A 16812-nucleotide genomic window follows, 5' to 3' on the forward strand; every position below is an offset into this window, starting at 1 on the left:
TTCGCCCGTGGGACACCCTTCCCCAACGAAGGGCGCTTATCTGGAAGGATAGCTACATGGCTATTGACGACCCCGCGCGCGATGGCGTGCGCGCACCTGAATTGCGGCCTGCAAACCCGCGCTTCTCCTCCGGCCCCTGTGCCAAACCCCCTGTATTCACACTCGAAAAGCTGTCTGGCGCGCCCTTGGGCCGTAGTCACCGCGCGGCGGTGGGCAAAGAGCGGCTGAAGGCCGCGATTGACGGCACCCGCACCGTTCTGGGCATCCCCGAGGATTATCGCATCGGCATCGTTCCCGCCTCCGACACCGGCGCGGTGGAAATGGCGATGTGGTCGCTGTTGGGCCCGCGCAAGGTGGAAATGCTGGCATGGGAGAGCTTTGGCGCGGGCTGGGTCACCGACGCGGTGAAACAGCTGAAACTGGATGCCGAGGTCAAGACGGCCGACTATGGCGAGCTTGTCGATCTTGGCAGCGTCGATACCGATAATGACGTGGTTTTCACCTGGAACGGCACCACATCGGGCGTGCGCGTTGTAAATGGCGACTGGATCGCCGCCAAACGCGCCGGGCTGACCATTTGCGATGCCACCTCTGCCGCCTTTGCGCAGGATCTGCCTTGGGACAAGCTGGATGTGACCACCTTCAGCTGGCAAAAGGTGCTGGGCGGCGAGGCGGCGCATGGCATGATCGTGCTTAGCCCTCGCGCCGTGGAGCGGCTGGAATCCTACACCCCGCCATGGCCCATGCCCAAGATTTTCCGCCTCACCAAGGGCGGCAAGCTGATCGAGGGCATCTTCAAGGGCGAGACGATCAACACCCCCTCCATGCTGGCGGTCGAGGATTATCTGCTGGCGCTGGACTGGGCGCAGTCTGTCGGCGGCCTGCCCGGACTGATCGAGCGCGCGGATGCCAATGCGGGCGTCATTGCCGATTTCGTGGCCGATCACGGCTGGATCGCGAACCTTGCCAAGGATCCCGCAACCCGCTCGAACACCTCCGTCTGTCTGCGCTTCACCGACCCGTCCATTGCGGATGGCGCGGCCTTCGCCAAGGCGGTGGCCAAGCGGCTGGAGGCCGAAGGCGTGGCTTATGACATCGGCGCTTACCGCGATGCACCGCCCGGTCTGCGCATCTGGTGCGGCGGCACGGTAGAGACGTCCGACATTCAGGCGCTGATGCCCTGGATCGAATGGGCCTACCACGCCGAGCGGGCCGCGCTGGCCTGAGCGTTTCCCGGCGGGCCAGCGCGGCCCGCCCCCTCCCCCATATTCCATAAAGGACGCTGAAAATGGCTCCCAAAGTACTCGTCTCCGACAAGCTGTCTGAAACTGCCGTGCAGATCTTTCGCGATCGCGGCATCGACGTGGATTTCCAGCCCGACCTGGGCAAGGACAAGGACCGCCTTGCCGAGGTGATCGGCGATTATGACGGCCTCGCCATCCGCTCCGCGACCAAGGTCACCGAAAAGATCCTGGAGAACGCCCACAAGTTGAAGGTGATCGCCCGCGCCGGCATCGGCACCGACAATATCGACAAGGCCGCAGCCAGCAAAAAGGGCGTCATCGTGATGAACACGCCCTTTGGTAATATGATCACCACCGCCGAACACGCCATCGCGCTGATGTTCGCGGTGGCGCGCCAGATCCCCGAAGCCAGTGCCTCCACCCATGCCGGCAAATGGGAAAAATCCCGCTTCATGGGGACCGAGCTGACGAACAAGGTGCTGGGGGTCATCGGCGCGGGCAATATCGGCGGCATCGTCTGCGACCGCGCGCGCGGGCTGAAGATGAAGGTGATCGCCTATGATCCCTTCCTCAGCGAGGCCAAGGCCGACAAGATGGGCGTCGAAAAGGTCGAGCTGGACGATCTGCTGGCCCGCGCCGATTTCATCACGCTGCACGTGCCGCTGACCGACCAGACGCGCAACATTCTCAGCCGCGAGAACCTTGAGAAAACCAAGAAAGGCGTGCGCATCATCAACTGCGCCCGCGGCGGTCTGGTGGACGAGGCGGCGGTCGCCGACATGCTGAAATCCGGCCACATCGCCGGCGCCGCCTTCGACGTGTTTGAAATCGAGCCGGCCACCGACAGCCCGCTTTTCGGCCTGCCGAACGTCGTCTGCACGCCGCATCTGGGCGCCGCCACCACCGAGGCGCAGGAAAACGTCGCCCTGCAAGTGGCCGAGCAGATGTCGGACTACCTGCTGACCGGCGCCGTGACCAACGCGCTCAACATGCCGTCAGTCACCGCCGAGGAGGCCAAGGTGATGGGCCCCTGGATCAAGCTGGCCGGCCACTTGGGCGCCTTCATCGGCCAGATGACGGATGAGCCGGTGAAGGCGATCAACATCCTTTATGACGGTGCCGTGTCACAGATGAACCTGCCCGCCCTGACCTCGGCCAGCGTGGCCGGTATCATGAAAGCGGTGAACCCCGAGGTGAACGTGGTCAGCGCCCCCGTGGTGGCCAAGGAACGCGGGATCAAGATCAGCACAACCCATCAGGATAAATCCGGCGTTTTCGAGGGTTATATCAAGCTGACCGTCGTTACCGATAAACGCGAGCGGTCGATCGGCGGCACGATCTTCTCGGATGGCAAACCGCGCTTTATCCAGATCAAGGGCATCAATATCGACGCGGAAATCGGGGCGCATATGCTCTACGTGACCAACAGCGACCAGCCGGGCATCATCGGCACGCTGGGCCAGACCATGGGCGATCACGGCGTGAACATCGCCAACTTCACCCTTGGCCGCTCCAGCGCCGGCGGCGAAGCGATTGCCCTGCTCTATGTCGATGCGCCGGTGCCGCAAAAGGCGATTGATGCGCTGCAAGCCACGGGCTGTTTCCTGCAAATCAAACCGCTGCAATTTGATATCGAGTGATCGCGGCGCGGCTTTCATCCTTCCGGTAAATACTTCTGCCGGACGGATATCCTGATGCCATGCGGATCAGATCAGCTGGCATCAGGACGCTCCCGGTTTCATTTCCCGCTTTGATTCCGATGCGTTCCCTTGCCCAAGCGTCACGGGGCGGCAGCAGGACATGGTGCAGCCACGTGTCGGGGGGCCGTCACTGGACTGTGTCGACGGCGGCGGCTCAAACCTGCAGCGCTGCGGGATCTGCCCATTGATGCGCCAAGGGTCGCGTGATCGCCAAAAGGTCGATCGCCCGCGCGGCGATCTGATCGACGATATCGGCCACGCTTTGCGGGTTCAGGTAGAACGCCGGGACCGGCGGCAAGAGGATCGCGCCCGTTTCGGTGGCGGCGGTCATGTTGCGCAGATGGGCCAGGGTCAGCGGTGCCTCGCGCGTCAGCAGGATCAGGCGGCGGCGCTCTTTCAACTGGACGCTGGCGGCGCGGGTCAGCAGGTTGTCGTCCAGCCCGTGGGCGATGGCGGCAAGGCTTCGCATCGAACAGGGCGCAACGATCATGCCCGCCACCGGAACCGACCCCGAGGCGATGCTGGCGCCGATATCCGCGATGTCATGCCAGCGCGCCACCAGCCTGCGCAGCTCGCCCTGCGCATCAGCGCCGCATTCGGTGTCCAGCGTCCGCCCGGCGGCGGCGCTGGTCACCAGATCGACCTCGGCGCCGATCTGTGCCAGCTGGCGCGCGACAGACAGGCCCAGCGCGGCCCCGGACGCCCCGGCAATCCCGAGGACGACACGCGGCGCGGTCATGGCGCGCCCTCCGGCATCAGCCGCGACAGCAGGTCGCTGGCGAATGCGGCATCCTCGGGGGCGGTCTGCATCACCTCGCCCCATTCGCGGCCCGTCTCGGTGCCGATCTTGACGGTGGCGTCAATCCCCATCTTTCCCGCCAGTCCGGCCTGCGGAGAGGCAAAATCGAGGTAGTCCATCGGTGTATTCTCCATCAGCATGACATCGCGCGACGGGTCCATGCGTGTCGCCAGCGCCCAGGCGATATCGTCCCAGTTGGAGGGGTTCAGATCGGCATCGATTACGATGATCATCTTGGTATAGCTGAATTGCGGCAACATCCCCCACAGCGCCATCATCACGCGCCGGGCCTGACCGGGATAGCGTTTTTCGATGCTGACCACCGCCATCCGGTAAGAGCAGGCAGCGGGCGGCAGCCACAAATCGCGGATTTCGGGGATCTGGGCGCGGATCGTTGGCAGGGCGAGCCGGTTGAACACCTCGCCGATGATGGCAGGCTCGTCCGGCGGGCGGCCGGTGTAGGTGGACAGATAGAGCGGATCGCGCCGGTGGGTGATCGCGGTCACCTGCATCACCGGAAACGGCTCGGCCCGGTTGTAATAGCCGGTGTGATCGCCAAACGGGCCTTCGGGTGCCAGCGCGGTCGGCGAGACCAGGCCCTCCAGCACGATCTCGGCATCGGCTGGCACCATGAGATCCACGGTTTTCGCCGGCACCAGCCGGGGGCGGGCGTTGTTCAGCGCGCCTGCGAAACTAAGCTCGGACACCGTTTCAGGCAGGGGCAAGGCGGCGGACAGCAGGCTTGCCGGATCGGCCCCAAGGACAATGGCGACCGGTGCAGGCGCGCCATGGCGCGCCCAGCTTTGATGATGGGCGGCGCCGCCGCGATGGGGCAGCCAGCGCATGATGACCTTGTCGCGGCCCAACACTTGCGCGCGGTAGACACCGGCGTTGTAGCGGTTGATGTCGGCGCCCGCCGTTCCGTGCGGGCGGGTCACCACGACCGGCCAGGTGATCAGCGGGCCGGCATCGCCGGGCCAATGGGTCTGCACCGGGATCATTGACAGATCGACCTTGTCGCCCTCGATGACATGCTCTTGCACCGGGGCGGAGCGGGCGATTTTCGGGCGCGTGGACAGGGCCGCCTTCAGCATCGGCCAGCGCGACAGCGCATCGCGCAGACCGCCCGGCGGTGCAGGCGCGCGCAGCGCCGCAAGAAACGCGCCCAGATCATTCAGCCCGCCCGGCGTGACCCCCAGACCCGCCGCCACCCGGCGCGGCGTGCCGAACAGATTGGCGATGACGGGAATATCCGCCTCGGCGCCGCCCTCCAGCACGGGCCGGTCGAACCTAAGGACCGGGCCGCCCCGCTCCAGCACCGCGCGATGCACGGCCGTCATCCGGTGGCGCACGGCCACGCGCTCGGGGATGCGCTGCAACTGATCGCTGTCGGCGCACCAGTCGAGGAAATCGCGTAGGCTGAGGAATGGTGGAAGGGTGCGCACGGGATATCCTGTCAGGCGATTTGCCCTGCACCTATCAGCAATGAATCCGGCTGAACTTGATGATCGTCAATTTCATTTGCCAATCACACGGCTAAGACAAAAAGAATTGCATGATCGCCGATGAAGGAACGCCACGTGTCACCGCCCCCCGGACAAATCCCGCAGTTTCCGGCTGTGCTGGCGACCGCGTTTCGCGCGGCGCCGCTGGCGCCGTTGTCGCTGTCGCTTACCATGTTTTCGCGCGGCATTGCCCGGCGGCATCCCGCGCTGTTTCGCAGATTGGGGGAATACAGCCACACGCGGTTCGTGCTGGACCCTACCGATCTGCCCTTCGTGATCGTGCTTGATCCCAATGGCGGCGCGCCGCGCGTCACGCTGATGCGCGGCCAGGGCGACGGTGCCGCGCGCATTGCCGGGCCGCTGGCGGCACTGCTGGGGCTGGTGCATGGCGCGTTTGACGGCGACGCGCTGTTTTTCTCGCGCGATCTGGTGGTCGAGGGCGACACCTCGGCCGCGCTGGCGCTGCGCAACGCGATTGATGACAGCGAGCTGGACCTGTCCGAGGAAATCACGCGCTATTGCGGGCCGATGAAAGGCCCGCTGCAAAAGTTTTTCACGCGAATTGAACACTATAGCGGGGTCAGCCTGACCCGCGCGGAAGAGGGGCTGGCATGGTAATGGAAATCGTTTGTCCGGCGGGCACGCCCGCGTCGCTGCGCGCTGCCGTGACGGCCGGGGCGCACACCATCTATTGCGGTTTTGCGGATGAGACGAACGCGCGCAACTTTCCCGGTCTGAATTTCGACCGCTCGGAAATGCACGAGGGCATCGCGTTTGCACATGCCCGTGGCGCAAAGGTTCTGGTGGCCATCAATACCTTTCCCCGTGCAGGGGACGAGGCGCTGTGGCACCGGGCGGTCGCCGATGCCGAAAGCTGCGGTGCCGATGCGGTCATCCTTGCCGATCTGGGCCTGCTGGATCATGCCGCGCGCCATCATCCGGGGCTGCGCCGGCATCTGTCGGTGCAGGCGGCCGCATCCAACGCCGACGCGCTCAACTTTTACGCCGATACATTCGGGGTCAAGCGCGTGGTGCTGCCGCGCGTCCTGTCGGTGCCGGAAATCGCCGCGATCAATGCCGAAACCGATGTCGAGACGGAGGTTTTCGTTTATGGCGGCCTGTGCGTCATGGCCGAGGGGCGCTGTTCGCTGTCGTCCTATGCGACGGGCCGCTCGCCCAACATGAACGGGGTCTGCTCGCCCGCCAGCCATGTCGAATATCACGACGAGGGCGGCGTTCTGGATGCGCGTCTGGGGGGCTACACGATCCACCGCGTCGGCAAGGACCAGCCGGCGCCCTATCCGACGCTGTGCAAGGGATGTTTCAGCGCCGGCGACAAAACCGGACATCTGTTCGAGGATCCCGTCAGCCTGAACGCCGAACAACTGATCCCGCAACTGCAAAAGGCCGGTGTGACCGCGCTGAAGATCGAGGGGCGACAGCGCTCGCGGTCCTATGTGGCGCAGGTCGTGCGCAATTTCCGCGCCGCAGTGGACGCGCTGGACGCGGGCCTGCCCATGCCCGAAGGCATGCTGGCGCGGCTGTCCGAAGGTCAGGCGATGACCACCGGCGCCTATAAAAAGACGTGGAGATGAGCATATGGAACTGACTGTCGGCCCCAACCAATTCTTCTGGTCGGCAGACCGCTGGAGTGCCTTTTACGACGATCTGGCCAAGGCCCCCGTGGACCGGCTGGTGCTGGGCGAGCTGATCTGCTCCAAACGCCTGCCGTTCTTTCAGGACCGCATTCCCGACGCGATTGAAACGCTGGTCGAGGCTGGCAAGCAGGTCGCCCTGACCAGCCTCGCGCTGGTCACGCTGAAGCGCGAAAGAAAGGCGACAGGCGCGTTGGCCGATATGGGCATCCCCGTCGAGGTGAATGACCTGACCGCACTGGCCCATTTGCCGGACGGCGCGCCGTTCTGGGTCGGCCCGATGGTCAACGTCTATAACGAAGGCACGATTGCGTGGCTGGCGCGGCGCGGTGCCACGCGCATCTGCCTGCCACCCGAATTGCCGCTGGACTCTGTGGCGCGTCTGGCGCGCGCGGGCGCCGATGCGGGCGTCGCGATCGAGGTCTGGGGCCATGGCCGCCTGCCGCTGGCGATTTCGGGCCGGTGCTATCACGCGCGGATGCACGGGCGCACCAAGGATAACTGCCAGTTCGCCTGCGAGGACGATCCCGACGGTCTGGACGTCAAAACGCTCGACGGCCAGCCTTTCATGGCGATGAACGGGGTGCAGACGCTGTCCGACAGCCATGCCTGCACCGCCCATCAGATCGACGCCCTTGCAGAGGCTGGCGTCAGCGCGCTGCGCCTGTCACCGCAATCAAAGGGCTTTGACGCGATATGCGGGCTGTACCGGCAACGTCTGGACGGTAAGCTGGACGCGGACGCAATGGTGGACAAGATTGTGGCGATTGATGCGGGGCTTCGCCTGTCGGACGGGTTCCTGACCGGCGCGCGTGGCGCGGACTGGTCGGGCAATCCCGCGCCGCGTTGATCGAATAAAAAGGAGAGCGGCGATGAAAATGGCATCTGTCACATCGGACGAACGCGGCGCAGTCGACCGATTGCTGAGCGACATCGCAGAGCGTTTGCAGGCAGACGGTGCCACCCTTGCCGGGATCGTCAAGGATCACAGCCATGATAGCCGCTTTGCCAACGGGTGCGACGCAAAGGTGCGGGTGCTGCCCAAGGGGCCAGTGATCCAGATCACCCAGGATCTGGGCGCTGGGTCCGATGCCTGCCGGCTGGATCCCGGCGCCATCGCGCAGGCGGTCGCCACGGTCGAGGCCGCGTCTTTTGAGAACGCCGATCTGTTCATCGTCAACAAGTTCGGCCCCGAAGAAGCCGCCGGGCGCGGGTTCTGCAACGCCATCGCCACCGCGCTGGAGCGCGGCATTCCGGTGCTGGTCGGGGTCGGCAGCGCAAGCATGCCCGCGTTCAACGAATTCGCCGGGGGGCTGGCCACGGCCCTTGCGCCGCAGCCGGGTGCAATCCTTGCGTGGTATGGCGGCGATGCGCGCTGATCCTCGCGGATCTGCACGGTAAAATGAAGGCGCCTGTGCCGTCCGCGCTGATAGGTCGCAATCGACACTGCGCGCGGGCCTCGATAGCGTGGATGCACATGGCGCTATCGGGCATTTGAACGGCAATGACCAACACCAAATCGGATCACCCCTGCAATGGATGCGCCTTCTATCAGGGCAGTGTCTGGCAACCGGCCAACGCTGCCGGTCTGTCCGCTTTGAAACGTGGCTTTGCGCGCAAGGATCTGGCAGCCGAGCAGGCGCTTTATGCGCAGGATGACGAAAACCGGGGCGTTTTCTGCGTCTCTTCCGGGTTGATTGCGGTCCGCACGCATCACTCCGACGGCACCTCCACATTGATCAAGCTGGCCTATCCCGGCGACATCATCGGCTATCGGTCGTTCCTCGCAGGCGCGCGTCACAAGACAGAGGCGCGCGCGCTGGTGCCATCACGGGTTTGCATCGTCGCGCACCGGGATGTATCCCACGTCATTGGCGCAAACCCCACAGTCTTGCGGCGAATTGCGGGGCGCTGCGTGACCGAGATAGACAGCAATCATGCCCGGATCATCGCGACCTCGGTCAAACCGAACCGCGACAGGCTGCGCGATCTACTGCTGGAATTGATGGAACGGCATGGCCATCGGGACGGTGATCGGCTGTCCATGCACCTGCCGCTGTCGCGAACGGACCTTGCCGATCTGATCGGTGTGCGGCCGGAAACCATGTCGCGGCTTTTCCGCCAGTTGAAGGATGACGGAACCCTCACCGTTTCGGGCCGCGAAATCGGAATGGCCGTTACCGCCCCGTCCCGGCCGCCGGAGGCCGGGCTTCTGCCCCGGCGTCATTCACAGTCGCGGGACACCCGCCGGTCATCTCGGGTCGCAACAGCAGTCAGGGATCACGGGCACCCGGCAATACCCACCGACAGATGACGCCTCTCTCTATTCTCTATCCGGCGGAGTGTTGTCGCGTCGCGCGCCCTGACCACCGAGCAGCAAGCGACCTTGCCGCCCCTGCCTCCGCCTCCCTTCGACTCCACGCCTGAAATTTTCACAAGGCTCTCAGGCCGTGTCAAAGACCATCCCACCCAGATCGACGTCGAGCGTGTCCAAATACTCCTCAACTGCGAGGGGCAAGGTAATCCATTGCTTGCGCCACTCTTTCGACTTGGCGATCGACTTCGCAACAAGGAGGGTGTCCCTCGCCCGCTGAAGACCCCGGATAAGAATGCCAAGTCTGCGATCTTAAAATACGCAGATGCTGGATGGCAATTCCCGGACCGGAACGGCCATGCGCAGGACCGTCCAAGGAAAAAGCTGCGTCAAGTGTGATGGTTGCGAATTGGCGGGTCCAGCAGAGCAAAAATTCTTTGCGGCCCCTCTCGAATGGAGCGCTTTGGATCAGTGAGTGGGGTTGATGAGGGCGTTGTGTCCAAGACAACGCGCGTTGGGTGGCGATGAAATCGCCGTCCATTTCCCGGCGCAATCGAAACACACTTCCACAAGCTGCCCCGTGCGCGACGAGGGCGTCTCCAGTGACCTCCCACCGAGCGGAATGCGTCGGACAACTGCCGGGATATTTGAAGCAAGAAGAAACAGGGCCAGGGCGCCCTACCTCGGGACGGCGATATTGTCGATCAGTCGCACACCGGCCAGCCATGCAGCAGCAAAAAGGCGCGCGGGCCGGGTGGTGGATGACGCCGCAAGGGACAGATCGTCATTCGCACGGATTTCAAAATAATCGACGCTGGTGAAACCGGCCCGCAGAAGCGCGGCGATACTGGCCGCCTGCGCCGCTGCCGGATCCTGGCCTGCGGCGACGGCATCGGCCATCGCCTCCATCTGGTCGATCAGCGCGGGTGCGATGGTGCGCGCCCGGTCTGACAGCAAAAGATTGCGCGAGGACATCGCCAGCCCGTCCATTTCGCGGATCGTCGGGCAACCGTGAACCGTAATGGGAATATCCAGATCGCGCGCCATGCGCCGGACAACCTGAAGCTGCTGAAAGTCCTTTTCGCCGAAAAATGCGTCTGTCGCCGCGCTTTGCGCAAAAAGCTTGGCCACCACCGTTGCGACGCCGGCAAAATGGCCGGGCCGGTGGACACCGTCCATCACATCGGTCAGGCCCGAGACGGTGACATTGGTGGCAAAGCCGGCGGGATACATCTGATCGCCATCCGGCACATAGATCGCATCGACGCCAAACCGGGCCAGTTTGGCGGCATCGGCCTGTTCGGTACGCGGATAGCTGGCCAGATCCTCGGGCGCGCTGAACTGGCGTGGATTGACGAAGATGGTGACGATCACATGATCGCACCGCGCCTTGGCGGCGGCGACCAGCGACAGGTGGCCGTCATGGAGCGCGCCCATTGTCGGCACGATGCCGATGCTGCGGCCGGCACGCTGCCAGGGCGCCGTGGCTGCGCGCAGCTCTGCGACGCTGCGCAATATCGGGGCGGTCATGCGCCGCTTGCCTTGCCGGATACGGGTGCCTCATCGGCAAAAACATGCTCGGCCGCGGGAAAGGTGCGGGCGCGCACCTCGGCGGCATAGCTGGCGATCGCGGCCTCCCCATCGGTGCCCAGCTGCGCGTAACGCTTGACGAATTTCGGCTTGAACGCGGTAAACAGCCCCAGCATGTCATCGACAACCAGCACCTGCCCGTCGCATCCCGCCGATGCCCCGATGCCGATGGTGGGAATGTCGATTTCTGCGGTGATCCGGTCGGCAAGCCCGGCCGGCACCTTTTCCAGCACGACGGCAAAGGCGCCGGCATCCGCCACCGCCTGCGCGTCCTCGCTGAGGTGTTTCGCGCCCGCGCCGCGGCCCTGCACCTTGTAGCCGCCCAGCGTGTTGATCGCTTGCGGCGTCAGGCCGATATGGGCCATCACCGGCACACCCCGCGCCGTCAAAAAGCGAATGGTTTCAGCCATATGCGCGCCGCCCTCCAGCTTGACCGCGGCCGCGCCCGTCTCGCGCATGATGCGGGACGCGTTGCGCATGGCCTGGCGCGGATCTTCCTCGTAGCTGCCGAACGGCATGTCGATCACCAGCATCGCCTTGTCCAGCCCGCGGGCCACCGCCTGCCCGTGCAGCACCATCATATCCATGGTCACGCCCAGTGTTGAGGGCATCCCGTGCAGCACCATGCCGACGCTGTCGCCAACCAGCACAAAATCGCAATGCGCATCCATCATCCGGGCCATTGGTGTGGTGTAGGCCGTCAGGCTGACGATGGGGGCATTGCCCTTCATCGCGCGAATATCGGCAGGAAGCGGGGCGGTCTGGCGGGCTGTGGCGCTCATCTGGCGGGCCTCGAAGGTTGCTGCGTTGCCGCGATGGGTAGCAAGGTTTGGGCCCGAGTTCCACTGTTGACTTGTGCCGTGCGGCGCTTGCATGGCGCATACAATCCGCTAGGGGTGGCGCGGTGCGGCGCCCTGCTGATACCATGGCCCACACAGCGCGCGGCAGCGCAACCAAGGAGGCCCGATCTTGCGCCACATTTCAACAAATCTACCGGCGTTTTTGCGCGCCTTCAGCCCCCTCATGCTGGGCCGTGCCCTGCTGTGTGCGGTGGTCCTGTCCGCACCATGGCAAGGCGCCGTCGCAGCGCAAGCCGCCCAGACCCAAGGCGCCGCCACCGTCAGCCGCGCCGATCTGATCCGCCTGCTGGGCCGGATGCACGAGGAGGAAACCGTGCGCGCCGACCTGCGCAAGCTGGGCTTCAAGGGTGAAAACCTTGAACTGGCGGTTCAGCACGCCGCGAACATGCTGCGCGATCCGGTGATCGCAGGCTATATTGCGGACCGCGTTTTGCAGGTGCAATCCGGCGCGCAGGTGCCGATTGGCCGGGCGCAGGGCCTTTTGTGGGGCGTGATTGATCAGGGCCTGCCGCACCTGCCGCTGCGCGATTTGCGCTATTATTATCTGGTCGAACAGGCCGTTCTTGGGGCAATGCCGGTGCATATTTGCGGACAGGCCGTGCGCAGCACACTGCCGCCGGATCGCATGGCCGATGTGACGGCACGCGCCGCCGCGCGGCTGAACACGGCGGGCCTGCGCAACTATTACCGCATTCAGCTGCGCGCGGCGCAGCTGGGCGCCCAGCGCGGCACGCTGACCACCACGCCCAAACGCGCTGCCGCCGCCGAGGCGCTGATATTTACTGCACTGGCGCGCCATATCGCGGCCGAACCGGACGCGGCGCAAATCATGGACAGTTTTGCCCGGCTGGACCGGGTGAACAACACACGCGCCTGCCGCGCAGGCCAGCTGTTCATTGCCGCCGTCCTGAAACTCGAAGGGCGCGACTTGCACGAGGCGTTGATACAACTCAGCCTTCCGTGACATCGCTGCTGGACAACCGGACGGCGCGGCATCTTTGGTTGCACGTCAACGGGCTGTGCCAGATGGGAACCGGCGCGCCCGATGTCATGGATCTGATCGGTCAGATCGGGTTTTTGCAGATCGACACGATCCGCAATGTCACCCGCGCGCATAACCACATTCTGTGGTCGCGCAATTCCAATTACCGCGAGGGGATGCTGTGGCCGCTGCTGGGCCAGCATTTATTCGAACATTTCACCCATGATGCGTCCCTGATCCCGATGCAGATCCTGCCGCTCTGGCAGCGGCAATTTGCCCGGCTGGGCGCGCATGCCGCGCGCGGCGAGTGGTATCAATCCGGGCTGGGCAGATCGGAGATTGCCGCCATTCGCGCCCGGATCGCCGCCGAGGGGCCGCTGTCCACCCATGCGTTCGACACCAAGGCGGCCAGCCGGGAAATGTGGGCGCGCCCACCCCACAAAAAGGCGCTGGACCAGATGTGGTATGCGGGCGATCTGGCGACATGCAGGCGCGAGAATTTCGTGAAATTCTACGATCTGGGCGAGCGCGTCTTTCCCAAGGTGCCGCAGGATCAGGACGACACCGCGCAAGCGGACGCGCTGTGCGATCTGGCGCTTGACCGGCTTGGCACGGCCAGTTGCGGCGAAGTTCAGCGGTTCTGGGCCGCGATGGACGCGCACGAGACGCGCGACTGGATGGCGCGCCGCGCGCCGCGGCAGGTGCGCGTGACCGATGCCGATGGCGCGGTACGCACGGTGCTGGCCGCCCCGGATCTGGACGCGCGGCTGGCCGCCCTGCCCCCGCTTGGCAACCGGATGCGTATTCTCAACCCGTTCGATCCGGCGATTCGCGACCGTGCGCGGCTGCGGCGGCTTTTCGGATTTGACTATGTGAACGAAATGTTCGTTCCCGCCGCCCGGCGCCGCTGGGGCTATTACGTGTATCCGCTTCTGGAAGCCGACCGTTTCGTTGGCCGGATCGAGCTGAAGGCAGACCGCGCGCAAGGCCGGCTGCGCGTTACCGGCTTCTGGCCCGAACAGGGCATCCACTGGGGCGCAGGACGATCAGGCCGACTGAATGCGGAACTGCGCCGGTTCGGACGGATGGTCGGCGTCCATTCCATCGACTGGTCGGCGCCGATCACGTTCAATCGCGGATCGTGACCGATCTGTGTCTTGTCGCTTGGTGTTTTCGGTAATGAATATGATTCAATACATCAAACAGGTGACGCCTTTACGCCAGAAATAAGAACTCGGATGGCAATTTTTGCGCGGGGGATTTTGACACGGCGCGAATTTTCTGCACAAAAATCAACCCGGATGTGACCGGCCGCCATTCGGTAATAAATGATTGCCCTTTTTTCATGCAATTCAATAAGTCGGTAACGATCTGGAATAAAAACCACTCTTCGTGGCGGTCGATAGTCGCGGATTTTTCAATATGGCCGGAGAATACGATTATTTCAGCGTTACGTCTGCGGATGGCAAGCGCAAAGACGTGCAGAACGCATGCCTCGCACCCGGTCAGAGCGCTGCAACCATGATCTTGCCCTGCCCGGCCTGAAATTACCGAAAATATCCATTTGCACCATGTCATTGCGGCACTTCGGGACATTGCGGCAGGCCGCGACGCCGTGCAGCCGCTTTGTGCCTGCCGTAACGGATCGGAGAAACCGCGATCGCATCACCGGATCACGTCTATGCATTTTGCAGGCGGAAAATCGAATCAATCGAGATAAAGATTTTTCAAATGAGTTCCGCCGATCGACGTGGCAGCTTTACTGTCGTAAAACATGGTAAACTCAATGCAAGCAATGGTAGTCTATGGCTTTGGGTTAAATGTCTTAGGGTTGTATTTTACGTCCTAATACCGGAAATCATGGTTAATATTTAATAAACTTCTTGCCCAATGACGTTAACTTGCGCCACCGTTCGGGCTGGGGTGGGTCCCTTGTCATTTTGATTTGCATGCAACACGCAATTTGCGTGTCGCGCGTGCGCTGGCGGCGATCCGTTGTAAAAAAAGTAATTGGGAGAATTTAACCATGGCCATTTTAACTGTTACCAAAACGGGTGACGCTGATTTCGTAACCAGCTTCAACACCATCAACGATGCGCTCAACGTTGCCGCCACAGGCGATACGATCCTGATCGGCGACGGTCAATTCGACGAAAACCTGCGGATCGACGTCGAAGGTATCACGTAGAAATCGGTTAATGGCCGCGGTGCCACGACGATCAACGGCAGCGATCTCAGCCCGTTGCTGGGTACGATCGAAATTGACCCCGGAATGAATAACGTGACGATCGAGGGTCTGACGATCATAGGTATCAATGGCAACGGCGCGATCGAAAAGGCGGCTGTCTATATCCAGGGCGCAAACACCGGCCTGAGGGTGATCGATAACGACGTCGTGGCGAGAGGCGATGCCGGGCTGATGTCCGAATATGGCTCTGGAGTGACAAACGCCGAAGTCGATGGCAACATTTTTTCGGGCATAACATTTGTCGGGACAGATCCACAAAGCTCGGCAACCAATAGCTTCAACGGCCAGTTCGACGTCGGAAATGATTTCCCCCGCCAGTTGGTGGTGCTCAGCAACGGTGGCGGTTCGGGGCCTTCGGCCAACGACAACATTACCTTTTCCAACAACATCGTATCGGGCACCACAGGCGGCATCAGCAGCGTGACCGGTTCGCCGTTCGGCAATAACCTGGTGACGATTGACGCCTCCAATTCGACCATCTCCGAAAATGAGTTCACCGGATTCACAGGCGCTTTCACTGCGGCATTGCGCAGCCGCCGTGATGATACCTCCATCGACAACAACGTGTTTGACCTGTCCGAGGGCGGGCAGTTTGCATTTCCGAACACCATGTTTGTGCAGAATAATTCCGGCGAGGACCTGAGCGACAATCGCCTTATCAACGCCGACGGCATGGAGCTGTTCTTTGGCACGGCCGACAATGATTCCATTATCGGGACAGCAGGCGACGACATCTTTTTCGCGTCTGGAGGCAATGACACGCTCGACGGTGCTGACGGCACAGATTTGCTCGACATGGGCGCGGCGGGTTCCGCCGGTGCGTTTGTCGATCTGAACTCTGGTCTGGCCTTTTCTTCGAATACCGGCATCGACAACGTCAGCAACTTTGAAAACGTCAAAGGCTCGGTCGGCGACGATGCCCTGTATGGTGATGCGGGCGACAACGTATTCATCTCCAGCGACGGGACGGACGTGATCGACGGGCGCGGCGGCTCTGACACATACGATGCATCGGCTGAATCGAGCACGGTGATTGTAAGTATGGGAACCGGCATGGCACTCGGCGCTGGCACGGCCACGCTTAACGGTATTGAAAACGTCATGACCGGTTCGGGCGATGATGTGATTTTTGCGGGCGCCGGCGCAAGCAGCATTGACGCTGGCGAAGGGATGGATTCGGTCGTATTCGGTGGCGACCGCATTGATTTCGACATCACATGGGATGGCACGACGGCAACGGTCGATGATCGCGCGGGTAACGTCACCACCATCACCGACGCCGGACATCTGAGTTTCGACGATATATGCGTCTGGCTGGTCGACGGCGCATCAACTGAATTCAGCACAATCCAGTCGGCAGTAGATGTTGCCGGTGACGAAGACGAAATTCTGGTAGCAGAAGGCACCTATACCGAACAGCTTGAGATTGACAACTTTGTCGGCCTGAAGCTGACCGCGACCGGTGCTGTCACAATCGAAGCGCCTGCGGATCTGGTCATTTCGCACCAAAGCAGCGGGTCGTCGCCGAAGGACGTTAATGCGGTTGTAAGCGTTACCAACTTGTTGATTGTCATTGAGAACTGACCCGGCATTTTCATCGAGATCTGACCCACCCAGTCGTTATGATCTGCTGATTATGATGGCGTCAATGCTGTTGCCTCCTTTCGCTTTTTCTTCGCTGTTTCGGAGCTGGCCTTGAAGCGGTAGCTGTCATTGCCGGTCTCGAGGATATGGCAGCGATGGGTGAGACGATCGAGCAGTGCTGTGGTCATTTTCGCATCGCCAAAGACGCTGGCCCATTCACTGAAGCTCAGGTTAGTGGTGATGATGACGCTGGTGCGTTCATACAGCTTGCTCAGAAGATGGAAGAGCAACGCGCCGCCAGAGGCGCTGAACGGCAGATATCCCAGCTCAT

General features: G+C 62.7%; 17 protein-coding genes. 11 read left to right on the forward strand and 6 right to left on the reverse strand.

Going from position 1 to position 16812, the window contains the following annotated elements; translation table 11 throughout:
• The first annotated feature begins 56 nt into the window (after positions 1-56).
• On the forward strand, positions 57-1226 hold the full coding sequence (locus tag DQ230_RS07345; protein WP_113911931.1) for a phosphoserine transaminase: 1170 nt from the start codon (positions 57-59) through the stop codon (positions 1224-1226).
• A gap of 62 nt (positions 1227-1288) precedes the next feature.
• Entirely contained in the window at positions 1289-2884 is a 1596-nt protein-coding gene (gene serA, locus DQ230_RS07350) for a phosphoglycerate dehydrogenase (protein WP_113911932.1), read from the forward strand.
• A 214-nt stretch (positions 2885-3098) separates the two neighbouring features.
• Here the strand turns inward: serA and DQ230_RS07355 are convergent, their stop codons facing one another.
• Entirely contained in the window at positions 3099-3683 is a 585-nt protein-coding gene (locus DQ230_RS07355; protein ID WP_113911933.1) for a UbiX family flavin prenyltransferase, read from the reverse strand.
• Positions 3680-5188 (reverse strand): UbiD family decarboxylase, encoded by a 1509-nt coding sequence (locus DQ230_RS07360; protein WP_113911934.1) that lies wholly within the window; start codon positions 5186-5188, stop codon positions 3680-3682. Before DQ230_RS07360 ends, DQ230_RS07355 begins: the two co-directional genes overlap by 4 nt.
• Positions 5189-5323: 135 nt before the next feature.
• On the opposite strand from DQ230_RS07360, the gene ubiT reads away from it, so the two are divergent.
• The 5 genes from ubiT (at position 5324) to DQ230_RS07385 (ending at position 9217) form a co-directional block, all read left to right on the forward strand.
• Positions 5324-5866, forward strand: a complete 543-nt coding sequence (gene ubiT / locus DQ230_RS07365; protein ID WP_238987450.1) for a ubiquinone anaerobic biosynthesis accessory factor UbiT — start codon at positions 5324-5326, stop codon at positions 5864-5866.
• Positions 5866-6843, forward strand: a complete 978-nt coding sequence (ubiU, locus tag DQ230_RS07370) for a ubiquinone anaerobic biosynthesis protein UbiU (RefSeq protein WP_113911936.1) — start codon at positions 5866-5868, stop codon at positions 6841-6843. Before ubiT ends, ubiU begins: the two co-directional genes overlap by 1 nt.
• A 4-nt stretch (positions 6844-6847) precedes the next feature.
• Positions 6848-7753 (forward strand): ubiquinone anaerobic biosynthesis protein UbiV, encoded by a 906-nt coding sequence (ubiV, locus tag DQ230_RS07375; protein ID WP_113911937.1) that lies wholly within the window; start codon positions 6848-6850, stop codon positions 7751-7753.
• 22 nt (positions 7754-7775) lie between these two features.
• Positions 7776-8282, forward strand: coding sequence for a DUF2478 domain-containing protein (locus tag DQ230_RS07380; protein ID WP_113911938.1), 507 nt, complete (start codon positions 7776-7778; stop codon positions 8280-8282).
• A 125-nt stretch (positions 8283-8407) separates the two neighbouring features.
• Complete coding sequence (locus DQ230_RS07385) at positions 8408-9217, forward strand: Crp/Fnr family transcriptional regulator (RefSeq protein ID WP_113911939.1); 810 nt, start codon at positions 8408-8410, stop codon at positions 9215-9217.
• A 678-nt stretch (positions 9218-9895) separates the two neighbouring features.
• On the opposite strand, the gene panC is transcribed toward DQ230_RS07385, so the two are convergent.
• Together panC and panB are read right to left on the reverse strand one after the other, a co-directional pair.
• Positions 9896-10747: a pantoate--beta-alanine ligase gene (gene panC, locus DQ230_RS07390; RefSeq protein WP_113911940.1), complete on the reverse strand. Its 852-nt coding sequence runs from the start codon at positions 10745-10747 to the stop codon at positions 9896-9898.
• Complete coding sequence (gene panB / locus DQ230_RS07395; RefSeq protein WP_113911941.1) at positions 10744-11589, reverse strand: 3-methyl-2-oxobutanoate hydroxymethyltransferase; 846 nt, start codon at positions 11587-11589, stop codon at positions 10744-10746. Before panB ends, panC begins: the two co-directional genes overlap by 4 nt.
• A gap of 187 nt (positions 11590-11776) precedes the next feature.
• Here panB and DQ230_RS07400 point away from each other — a divergent pair, with 187 nt between their 5' ends.
• Positions 11777-12631 (forward strand): hypothetical protein, encoded by an 855-nt coding sequence (locus DQ230_RS07400; RefSeq protein ID WP_113911942.1) that lies wholly within the window; start codon positions 11777-11779, stop codon positions 12629-12631.
• Complete coding sequence (locus tag DQ230_RS07405) at positions 12628-13794, forward strand: winged helix-turn-helix domain-containing protein (RefSeq protein ID WP_238987451.1); 1167 nt, start codon at positions 12628-12630, stop codon at positions 13792-13794. Before DQ230_RS07400 ends, DQ230_RS07405 begins: the two co-directional genes overlap by 4 nt.
• Before the next feature lie 70 nt (positions 13795-13864).
• Here DQ230_RS07405 and DQ230_RS07410 read toward each other — a convergent pair whose 3' ends face one another.
• Positions 13865-14245, reverse strand: coding sequence for a hypothetical protein (locus DQ230_RS07410; protein WP_203228021.1), 381 nt, complete (start codon positions 14243-14245; stop codon positions 13865-13867).
• A gap of 430 nt (positions 14246-14675) precedes the next feature.
• On the opposite strand from DQ230_RS07410, the gene DQ230_RS17070 reads away from it, so the two are divergent.
• Positions 14676-14837: a hypothetical protein gene (locus tag DQ230_RS17070; protein WP_162497391.1), complete on the forward strand. Its 162-nt coding sequence runs from the start codon at positions 14676-14678 to the stop codon at positions 14835-14837.
• 84 nt (positions 14838-14921) lie between these two features.
• On the forward strand, positions 14922-16481 hold the full coding sequence (locus DQ230_RS07415; RefSeq protein ID WP_113911944.1) for a calcium-binding protein: 1560 nt from the start codon (positions 14922-14924) through the stop codon (positions 16479-16481).
• Positions 16482-16531: 50 nt separating this feature from the next.
• Here the strand turns inward: DQ230_RS07415 and DQ230_RS07420 are convergent.
• Positions 16532-16812: ATP-binding protein (locus DQ230_RS07420; protein ID WP_162497392.1), on the reverse strand; the 281-nt coding region annotated here is incomplete at its 5' end.

It is taken from the genome of Roseovarius dicentrarchi, from assembly GCF_003316635.1.
GTDB classification, from domain to species: Bacteria; Pseudomonadota; Alphaproteobacteria; order Rhodobacterales; family Rhodobacteraceae; genus Roseovarius; species Roseovarius dicentrarchi.